Here is a 9,811-nt window from a genome sequence, read left to right on the forward strand (position 1 = left end):
CGTCGTCGGGCACCCGCAGGCCGGTCGTCTCGGTGAGCTCGTCGGGCCGCAGGACGCCCGGCAGGTGCCAGGACCCGTCGGCAGCACGCGCGGCCGAGGTGCGGCGTCGGTCGTGCTCGTCGGCCACGTCTCCGACGAGCTCCTCGACGACGTCCTCGAGCGTGACGACGCCCGAGGTGCCGCCGTACTCGTCGACGACGACGGCCATCTGCAGGCCCTGCTCGCGCAGCTCGACCATCAGCGGGCCGAGGTGCACGGTCTCGGGGACCTGCGGCGCGTCGACCATCAGGGCCGCGGCGGGGACCTCGGCGCGGCGCTTGAACGGCACCGCGACGGCCCGCCGCACGTGCACGAGCCCGACGATGTCGTCGTTCGACTCCCCGATCACAGGGAACCGGGAGTGGCCGGTCGCGCGGGCCAGGGCCGTCACGTCGGCCGCCGAGTCGTCGCGGCGCACGACGACGAGCCGCTGGCGGTCGGTCATGACGTCGACCGCCGTGAGCTCGAAGAAGTCGATCGAGTTGGTGAGCAGGGTCGCGGTGGACGCGTCGAGCGTGCCCTCCTGCGCGGACCGACGGACCAGCGCCGCCAGCTCCTGCGGCGAACGCCCGCCGGACAGCTCCTCGCGCGGCTCGACGCCGAACCGGCGCAGCAGCGCGTTGGCGCTGCCGTTGAAGAACGAGATCACCGGGTGCAGCGCGGTCGTGAAGCCGGACTGGAGTGGCACGACGGCGCGCGCGGTGGCCAGCGGCCGGGCGATCGCGAAGTTCTTGGGGATCAGCTCGCCGACGACCATCGAGAAGCCGTTGACGAGGACCACGGTCAGGACGAGCGCGAGCACCCCGCTCACCGCGGCGCTCACCCACCCGTCGAACAGGTCACCCAGCATCCGGCCCACGGCCGGCTGGGTGGTGTACCCGAGCAGGACGGTGGTCACCGTGATGCCGACCTGGGCGCCGGAGAGCTCGGTGGACAGGCGGCGCAGCGCGCGGAGCACGCCCTGGCCGCGACGGTCGTCCTGCGCGGTCTGCTTCTCGACGACGCCCGGGTCGAGCGTGACGAGCGAGAACTCGCTCGCGACGAACACCGCGGTGCCGAGGGTGAGCAGGATGCCGAGGGCGACGAGGAGCCACTCGCTCAGCACAGGGGGCCCCGGATGCTCGGGGCGGCGGACAGTTCAGTGGGGTGGCCGGCATGGTCGGGCCTGGGGGTCGAGCCCCGGGCGGGACGCCGGCAGCGACTTGAGCTGCTCATGGTGCCGCCCATCATAAAGGTCCTGCGCCGCGTCGCCAGGGGTGATCCACAGGGGCCGGTGCCGATCTCCACGCCACACGAGCGCCCCTGTGCCAAGGTGTGGGAATGATGACGACGAGCGCGTCCGGTCGCAACGGCACGACCGTGCTGGTGGTGGAGGACGAGCCGGCGATCGCCCAGGCCATCGCGCGCCGGTTCACCGCCGAGGGCTGGGCCGTCGAGGCGGTCGGCGACGGGCTCGCGGGCGTGAGCGCCGCGGCCCGGCTGCAGCCGGACGTCGTCGTGCTCGACGTGATGCTCCCCGGGATCGACGGCCTCGAGGTCTGCCGCCGCATCCAGGCCGACCGCCCCGTGCCGGTCCTCATGCTCACCGCGCGCGACGACGAGACCGACATGCTCATCGGCCTCGGCGTGGGCGCCGACGACTACATGACCAAGCCGTTCTCGATGCGCGAGCTCGTCGCCCGGACCAAGGCGCTGCTGCGCCGGACCGAGCGCGCCGCACGCGCCGCCGAGATCGCGCAGGCCGCCCACCCGGACCCGCCCGTGGAGATCGGCGACGTGGTCATCGACCGCGCCCAGCGCCGCGTGCAGCGGGCCGGCGCCGAGGTGCACCTGACGCCCACCGAGTTCGACCTGCTGCTCGCGCTCGCCGCGACGCCCAAGACCGTGCTCACCCGCGAGCGGCTGCTCGCCGAGGTGTGGGACTGGGTCGACGCGAGCGGCACCCGGACCGTGGACTCGCACGTCAAGGCGCTGCGCCGCAAGCTCGGACCGGACCTGATCCGCACCGTGCACGGCGTCGGGTACGCCTTCGAGCCCGCGGCCGGCGACGAGCAGGACGGCGCCTGAGCCGGTGGCGGTCCCCCGTCACGTCCGCGGCGGGCCGGTCCGGCCCCTGCTGCCCGACGTGCGTCCCCTCGACCAGTTCCGCTCGATCAAGATCAAGCTCGGGATCCTCGTCGCCGCGACGGTGACGCTGGCCTCGTTCATCACGTGGGTCGGGCTGTCGAAGCACCTGGGCCCGACGCGCACGCTCCCCCTGGCCATCGTCATCTCGCTGATCGTCACCCAGGTGCTGGCCCGCGGCATGACCTCGCCGCTGCGGGAGATGACGTTCGCGGCGCGGCAGATGGCGTCGGGCGACTACTCCTGGCGCGTGCGCGCGACCAGCGCCGACGAGGTGGGCCAGCTCGCGTCCGCGTTCAACACCATGGCCGACGACCTGCAGCAGAACGACCAGTTCCGCCGCGAGCTCGTCGCGAACGTCTCGCACGAGCTGCGCACCCCGGTCACCGCGCTGCAGGCCCAGCTCGAGAACATCGTCGACGGCGTCGACGAGGCGGACCCGGCCACCATGGAGGCCGCGCTCGCCCAGACCGAGCGGCTCGGCCGCCTGGTCACCTACCTGCTCGACCTGTCGCGCCTCGAGGCCGGCGACGCGCCCCTGGAGATCGAGCAGGTCCGGCTGGCCGACTTCCTGCGCGAGGCGGCCGACGGCGCACAGCTCGTCGGCGCGGCCAAGCACCTGCGCTTCCCGGTCTCCGTCGAGCCGGCCGACCTGTCGGTCCCCGCCGACCCCGAGCGGCTGCACCAGGTGATCGCGAACCTCCTGCACAACGCCGCGCGGCACTCGCCGGAGGACGACGAGGTCCGCCTGGTCGCCACGCGGGTCGCGGGCGACGTGCAGATCGACGTGATCGACAACGGGCCCGGCATCGCCGCGGCGCAGCGGGCTCACGTGTTCGAGCGGTTCGTGCGCGGGAACAGCCCGTCGACGACCGGCCAGGTCTCGACCGGCGGCACCGGCCTCGGGCTGGCCATCGTCCGCTGGGCCGTCGAGCTGCACGGGGGGCGCATCGAGGTGGCCGACACCGAGTCGGGCTGCACGATGCGCGTCACCCTCCCAGGCGAGGGCGCACCACCGACGGGCGAGATCGCCCTCACCACCCTCTGACGCCGCCGAACCTGTCGCTATGCACGCTTGCGCCCCCGGAAGCGTGCATGAGGACGGGGTCGGCCGGCTGGCAACGCGCGCGTCTCGGGGGCGCGGCCAAGACATGACCTGGCAGACGGTCCGCCGACCAGGCCTTTTGCCGGGCAAAGGCTCGCAATTGCCCGGTGTTGACCCGCGTGTGTCGAGCGAGTGAAGAGCGCTGGTCCGCTGTCCAAGATGGCCGCTTCCAGCATGGGACAAAGGTCCGGAGGCCGTAGTGTTGACACCGACAGAACCGGCAACGACGCGGACCAGGTCCGCAGCGGAAGTGGGCGATCCTCGCGTGTCCCAGAAGGCTGAGCCTGACTCGATGCGCGCCGTTTTCGGCGCGAACGAATGGCTCGTGGACGAGTTGTACGAGCAGTACCTGAAGGACAAGAACGCGGTGGACCCCGCGTGGTGGGACTTCTTCGAGGGCTACAAGCCCGAGGACGTCGACACCGCTCCTGACGGCAAGCCCGCGAGCACGAACGGCACCGCTGCCGCTCCCGCTGCGCTCGTCGACAAGCCCGCCGAGAAGCCGGCGGAGGTCAAGCCCGCGACGTCGACGTCGACGGAGCCCAAGACCCCCTCGGTCCCGAAGCCGGCCGACGACCCGACGCCCGTCGCGAAGCCCTCGCGCGAGCCCGCTCCCCTGACGTCCCCGGTCGCGACGGCGCAGCCCGCCACCGCGCCGTACGCCGAGGCCGCGCTCAAGAGCACGCCCCAGGCCGACGACGTGACCGACGAGGTCCAGAAGCTGCGCGGTCCCGCCGCGCGCGTCGTCGTCAACATGGAGGCCTCGCTCGAGGTCCCGACGGCCACGTCGGTCCGCGCGGTCGCGGCCAAGCTCATGGTCGACAACCGCATCGTCGTGAACAACCACCTGACGCGCGGTCGCGGCGGCAAGATCTCGTTCACCCACCTCATCGGCTACGCACTGGTCGAGGCGCTCGCGCAGATGCCGGCGATGAACGCGGCCTACACCCCGATCGACGGCAAGCCGGGCGTCACGCAGCCCGCGCACGTCAACCTCGGCATCGCGATCGACCTGGCCAAGCCGGACGGCACGCGTCAGCTCATGGTCCCGTCGATCAAGAAGGCCGACACGCTCGACTTCGCGCAGTTCTGGAGCGCGTACGAGGACGTGGTGCGTCGCGCCCGCGGCAACAAGCTCACGGTCGACGACTTCGCCGGCACGACGATCTCCCTGACCAACCCGGGCACCATCGGCACCGTGCACTCGGTCCCGCGCCTGATGCAGGGCCAGGGCACGATCATCGGCGTCGGCGCGATGGACTACCCCGCCGAGTTCGCGGGCACCTCCGAGGACCGCCTGAACAAGATGGGCATCTCGAAGGTCCTCACCCTGACGAGCACCTACGACCACCGGATCATCCAGGGCGCCCAGTCGGGCGACTTCCTGCGGATCCTGGGCGTCAAGCTGCTCGGCGAGGACGGCTTCTACGACCGCGTCTTCGCCTCGCTGCGCGTGCCCTACGAGCCCGTGCGCTGGGTTCGCGACACCTCGAGCGACCCGGACGCCGAGGCCATCAAGCCCGCGCGCATCGCCGAGCTCATCCACTCCTACCGCTCGCGCGGTCACCTCATGGCGGACACCGACCCGCTCGCCTACCGCCAGCGCAAGCACCCGGACCTGGACATCCAGACCCACGGCCTGACGCTGTGGGACCTGGACCGCGCGTTCCCGACCGGCGGCTTCACCGGCAAGAACAACGCCAAGCTGCGCGACGTGCTGGGCCTGCTGCGCGACTCGTACTGCCGCACCACGGGCATCGAGTACATGCACCTGCAGGACCCGCGCCAGCGCCGCTGGCTCCAGGAGCGCCTGGAGTCCGGCTACGCCCGCACGCCGCGCGAGGACCAGCTGCGGATCCTGCGCCGCCTCAACGCCGCCGAGGCGTTCGAGACGTTCCTGCAGACCAAGTACGTCGGCCAGAAGCGCTTCTCGCTCGAGGGCGGCGAGTCGGTCATCCCGCTGCTCGACGCGATCTTGTCGAAGGCCGCGGACAACGGTCTCGACGAGGTCGGCATCGGCATGGCCCACCGCGGCCGCCTGAACATCCTGGCGAACATCGCGGGCAAGTCCTACGCGCAGATCTTCAGCGAGTTCGAGGGCAACGCCGACCCCAAGTCAGTGCAGGGCTCGGGCGACGTGAAGTACCACCTGGGCACCGAGGGCACGTTCACCGCCGAGTCCGGCGCGACGACCCAGGTGTACCTCGCGGCCAACCCGTCGCACCTCGAGGCCGTCGACCCGGTGCTCGAGGGCATCGTGCGCGCCAAGCAGGATCGCATCGACCTGGGCGGCGACGGCTTCTCCGTGCTGCCGATCCTCATCCACGGCGACGCGGCCTTCGCGGGGCAGGGCGTCGTGTTCGAGACGCTCAACCTCGCGCAGCTGCGCGGGTACCGCACCGGCGGCACCATCCACGTGATCATCAACAACCAGGTCGGCTTCACCACGGGCCCCTCGTCGTCGCGCTCCTCTCAGTACGCGACCGACGTGGCCAAGGGCCTGCAGGTGCCGGTCTTCCACGTGAACGGCGACGACCCCGAGGCGTGCGTGCGCGCCGCGGAGCTCGCGTTCGAGTACCGCGAGCAGTTCGACCGCGACGTCATCATCGACATGCTCTGCTACCGCCGCCGCGGTCACAACGAGGGCGACGACCCCTCGATGACGCAGCCGCTGATGTACAACCTCATCGAGGCCAAGCGCTCGGTCCGCAAGCTCTACACCGAGACGCTGGTGGCGCGCGGCGACCTGACGATCACCGACGCCGAGCAGGCGCTGCAGGACTACCAGCAGCAGCTCGAGCGGGTGTTCGCCGAGACGCGCGAGGACGGCTGGACGCCGCCCCCCGCCGAGGCCGAGGCCGTCGCGGGCCTCGAGCGCCCGGAGTCGCAGCTCGAGGACGCGGGCGTCATGGTCGGCTGGAAGACCGCCGTCGACGCGAGCCTCATCGAGCGCATCGGTCGCGCGCACGTGCGTCCGCCGGAGGGCTTCACGGTCCACCCGAAGCTCGCGCAGCTGCTGGCCAAGCGCGAGCAGATGTCCCGTGAGGGCGGCATCGACTGGGGCTACGGCGAGCTGCTCGCGTTCGGGTCGCTGCTGGCCGAGGGCACCCCGGTGCGCCTCGCCGGACAGGACTCGCGCCGCGGCACGTTCGTCCAGCGCCACGCGGTCATGCACGACCGCGAGACCGGTGCCGAGTGGACCCCGCTGCTCTACCTCTCGGGCGAGCAGGCCAAGTTCTGGGTCTACGACTCGTCCCTGAGCGAGTACGCCGCGCTCGGCTTCGAGTACGGCTACTCCGTCGAGCGCCCGGACGCGCTCGTCCTGTGGGAGGCGCAGTTCGGCGACTTCGTCAACGGCGCGCAGACGATCATCGACGAGTTCATCTCGTCGGCCGAGCAGAAGTGGGCGCAGCGCTCCTCCGTGGTGCTGCTCCTGCCGCACGGGTACGAGGGCCAGGGGCCGGACCACTCGTCGGGCCGCATCGAGCGCTTCCTGCAGCTGTGCGCGCAGGACAACATGTTCGTCGCGCAGCCGTCGACGCCCGCGTCGCACTTCCACCTGCTGCGTCGCCAGGCCTACCAGCGCCCGCGCAAGCCGCTCGTGGTCTTCACGCCGAAGTCGATGCTGCGCCTGAAGTCGGCGTCGTCCGCGGTCGAGGACTTCACCACGGGCACGTTCCAGCCCGTGATCGGCGACGAGCTGGCCACCGCGAAGGCCTCGCAGGTCGACCGCGTGCTGCTGTGCTCGGGCAAGGTCTACTGGGACCTGCTGGCCGAACGCGTGAAGTCGGGCGACGAGCGCACCGCGATCGTCCGCTTCGAGCAGCTCTACCCGCTCGACGCCGAGTCGGCCGCAGCGGCGCTCGCGCCGTTCGACGGGGCCGAGCTGGTGTGGGTGCAGGACGAGCCGCAGAACCAGGGCCCGTGGTCGTTCGTCTCGATGCACCTGCCGCAGCTGCTCAACCGCACGCTGCGCGTCGTGTCCCGTGCCGAGTCGGCGTCGCCGGCCGCCGGGTCCGCCAAGAAGCACCAGGCGCAGCAGGCCACGCTCGTCGAGCAGGCGTTCGCGCGCTGAGCTGACCGCCTCGACGAGGGCCGTCTCCGATCGCGGGGGCGGCCCTCGTCGTTGGCAGGATCTTGACGGACGACGACGAAGACGCCACTGGCCTGACGAGCGGCACGGGCGAACCGTGGGAGCCATGACCACGCTCGCCATCGTCGTCCTCCTCGCCGGGGCCTGGCTGGCGCTGCGGCTCGTCGCCGCCGCGCACGGCGACGGGCTGCGGGACACCCCCGTCGCGCGCGGCCGGTGCGGCGACACGCGCTGAGCCCGCCGCTCGCGGCCGCGGCCCCCTGAGAGACTGGGGTCTCGACTACGAGAAGGAGTGGTGCAGGTGGGTGAGCTGCGGCTCGTGGTGATCGGTGACGAGCTCGTCGCCGGCGCCGGGGACCCGAAGGCGCTCGGGTGGGTGGGGCGCGTCGCGGCCCGGACCACTGCGCCGGACCGGCTGACCACCGTGACGCTCGCGGTGCCCGGGGAGACGACGACCGCGCTCGGATCCCGCTGGGAGGACGAGGTACGGCGGCGGCTCGACCCCGCGGCCGACAACCGGCTCGTGGTCGGGCTCGGCCGGGCCGATCTGGGCGCGAACCTCTCGCTCGCGCGCAGCCGGCTCAACCTCGCGAACATCCTCGACGTCGCCGACCAGTGGAAGCTCCCGGCGTTCGTCGTCGGCCCGCCTCCCGGCCCCGCGGCCGACAGCGACCGGCTCGGCGACCTGTCCGCCGCGTTCGGTGACGTCGCGACCCGCCGCCGGGTGCCCTACGTCGACACCTTCTCCCCGCTCGCCGCCCACGAGCAGTGGCTCGGCGACATGGCCGCGGGCGACGGCGAGCTCCCCGGCCAGGCCGGGTACGGGCTCATGGCGTGGCTGGTGCTGCACACCGGTTGGCACGCCTGGCTCGGTCAGCCCGACGACGGCGCGTAGCAGCGCCCGCACCATCACCGGTCGGTACATCGGCTCGGCCCCTCCTCAGCGCAGGGTGTCCCGCAGGGCGCGGCGCGCGTCGTCCAGCGCGCGACGCACCTGCTCGACGGTCTGGGAGTCGACGCGCCCGTGGGCGGACGCCCGCTTGAGGTCCGCGCGCACCTCGTCGCGGAACCGCGTGAGCAGGCCGTCGGCCTCGGCCCAGCGGGCGTGCGACTCGCGGCGCGCGTCCGACGACGGGTCGTGGCCCGGCTTGGCCGCGGCCCGCGCCTGGCGCGCCTGCTCCTCGAGGTCCTTGAGCAGCCCGCGCATCGAGCCGCGCACGTCGTCGCGGACCTGGAACGCCCGGTCGCGGACCGTCTCGGAGATGCCCTCCTCGAGGTGGGTCAGCTCGTCGCGCCGGGCCTCGAGCTCCACGCGGCCGGCGTCGGTGAGCGCGTACGTGCTCTTGCGCTCCTCGTCGGTGCGCGTCACGAGCCCCTCGTCCTCGAGCCGGGCCAGGCGCGGGTAGATCGTGCCGGCGCTCGGCCGGTACGTGCCGTCGAACCGCGCCGAGAGGGCGGTGATCAGCTCGTAGCCGTGCTTGGGGCCGGACTCGAGCAGCGCCAGCAGGTACAGGCGCAGCTGGCCGTGGGCGAACACCGGCGACATCACGGCGCGCTCCGCAGGACGGTGACGTGGCCGGAGACCGTGCTCGCCGAGACGAAGCAGCCGCCGTCCCCCGTCGTCAGGTCGACCTTGCGCTGCGCGGGCTTGCCGTCCTTGTACTCGCGGCCGTCGATGACCAGGCGCCCCGAGACCGACTGGGCCTGCACGCGCACGCCCTGCTCCTGCGGCAGCCGCACGGTCACGTCGCCGGAGACGGTCGAGGCGGTCACGGACGACGAGCCCGTGGTCACGTCGAGCGACAGGTCGCCCGAGACCGAGTTGGCCTGCACGAGCGTGAGCTCGCCCGACGCCGCGAGCTCGCCCGAGACGGTGTTGAGCTTGAGCGCGCCGGCGTGGGCGCGCACGACGATCTCCCCGGAGACCGTGTTCGCGGACAGCCGCCCGCGCGTGCCGTCGGTGACGAGCGAGCCGGAGACCGTGGAGACCGACGCGTCCTCGTCGACCCCGGCGAGCAGACCCTCGGCGCTCACGGTGCCGACCTTGGCGCGCACCGAGCGCGGGATCGCGATGTGCACGTCCGCCCGGTCCTTGTCGCGGAAGTTGCGGAACTTCTCGAGGAAGCCCTCCCAGCCGCCCAGGGTGAACGAGTAGCCGACGCGCAGCTCCCCGTCGCTCAGGGTGACCTCCAGCGGGCGACCGTCGACCGCGTGCACCTCGATGCGGGTCGTCGGCTCGTCGTGCGCGACGACGTCCACGCGCCCGCCGACGAGCTGCACGCGCAGCGCGTCGACCTGCTCGACCTCGATGATCTGCGGGCCGGCGACGACCCAGGACTCGGTAGGCATTGCTCGCTCCATTCGCGATATATCTCGTGTTGTCGAACACGTTATATCGCGTCTTGGTCGAAGGCAACCCTGGGACGACGAACGGCGCGCGGCCGGGGGCC

At 72.2% G+C, this 9,811-nt stretch carries 8 protein-coding genes; 5 read left to right on the top strand and 3 right to left on the bottom strand.

The window, feature by feature from the left end:
* Positions 1 to 1,144: hemolysin family protein (locus D1825_RS02470; RefSeq protein ID WP_138067380.1), on the bottom strand; the 1,144-nt coding region annotated here is incomplete at its 3' end.
* Positions 1,145 to 1,359: 215 nt separating this feature from the next.
* On the opposite strand from D1825_RS02470, the gene D1825_RS02475 reads away from it, so the two are divergent.
* From D1825_RS02475 to D1825_RS02490, 5 genes are all read left to right on the top strand, one after another.
* The gene (locus D1825_RS02475; RefSeq protein WP_118765902.1) at positions 1,360 to 2,106 is read left to right on the top strand and encodes a response regulator transcription factor; all 747 of its coding nucleotides are present in this window, start codon (positions 1,360 to 1,362) and stop codon (positions 2,104 to 2,106) included.
* 4 nt (positions 2,107 to 2,110) lie between these two features.
* Entirely contained in the window at positions 2,111 to 3,211 is a 1,101-nt protein-coding gene (locus tag D1825_RS02480) for a sensor histidine kinase (protein ID WP_118765903.1), read from the top strand.
* Between the two features lie 349 nt (positions 3,212 to 3,560).
* Positions 3,561 to 7,343 carry a multifunctional oxoglutarate decarboxylase/oxoglutarate dehydrogenase thiamine pyrophosphate-binding subunit/dihydrolipoyllysine-residue succinyltransferase subunit gene (locus D1825_RS02485; RefSeq protein ID WP_118765906.1) on the top strand — a complete coding sequence of 1,261 codons (3,783 nt, stop codon included), beginning with the start codon at positions 3,561 to 3,563 and terminating at the stop codon, positions 7,341 to 7,343.
* 124 nt (positions 7,344 to 7,467) lie between these two features.
* Positions 7,468 to 7,596, top strand: a complete 129-nt coding sequence (locus D1825_RS18700) for a hypothetical protein (RefSeq protein WP_267897555.1) — start codon at positions 7,468 to 7,470, stop codon at positions 7,594 to 7,596.
* A 66-nt stretch (positions 7,597 to 7,662) separates the two neighbouring features.
* Positions 7,663 to 8,256 (top strand): GDSL-type esterase/lipase family protein, encoded by a 594-nt coding sequence (locus D1825_RS02490; RefSeq protein ID WP_118765907.1) that lies wholly within the window; start codon positions 7,663 to 7,665, stop codon positions 8,254 to 8,256.
* A 45-nt stretch (positions 8,257 to 8,301) separates the two neighbouring features.
* Here D1825_RS02490 and D1825_RS02495 read toward each other — a convergent pair whose 3' ends face one another.
* Entirely contained in the window at positions 8,302 to 8,907 is a 606-nt protein-coding gene (locus tag D1825_RS02495) for a PadR family transcriptional regulator (protein WP_118765904.1), read from the bottom strand.
* Positions 8,907 to 9,710, bottom strand: coding sequence for a DUF4097 family beta strand repeat-containing protein (locus tag D1825_RS02500; RefSeq protein WP_118765905.1), 804 nt, complete (start codon positions 9,708 to 9,710; stop codon positions 8,907 to 8,909). Before D1825_RS02500 ends, D1825_RS02495 begins: the two co-directional genes overlap by 1 nt.
* Between the last annotated feature and the right edge of the window lie 101 nt (positions 9,711 to 9,811).

The sequence above is a fragment of the Cellulomonas rhizosphaerae genome (genome assembly GCF_003470205.1).
In the GTDB taxonomy this organism is placed as follows: Bacteria; Actinomycetota; Actinomycetes; order Actinomycetales; family Cellulomonadaceae; genus Cellulomonas; species Cellulomonas rhizosphaerae.

What these genes read in the sequence shown, in the direction of transcription:
- D1825_RS02475 (WP_118765902.1), top strand. Translation starts at nt 1,360, where the DNA reads ATGATGACGACGAGCGCGTCCGGTCGCAACGGCACGACCGTGCTGGTG.
- D1825_RS02485 (WP_118765906.1), top strand. Translation starts at nt 3,561, where the DNA reads ATGCGCGCCGTTTTCGGCGCGAACGAATGGCTCGTGGACGAGTTGTAC.
- D1825_RS18700 (WP_267897555.1), top strand. Translation starts at nt 7,468, where the DNA reads ATGACCACGCTCGCCATCGTCGTCCTCCTCGCCGGGGCCTGGCTGGCG.
- D1825_RS02495 (WP_118765904.1), bottom strand. Translation starts at nt 8,907, where the DNA reads ATGTCGCCGGTGTTCGCCCACGGCCAGCTGCGCCTGTACCTGCTGGCG.
- D1825_RS02500 (WP_118765905.1), bottom strand. Translation starts at nt 9,710, where the DNA reads ATGCCTACCGAGTCCTGGGTCGTCGCCGGCCCGCAGATCATCGAGGTC.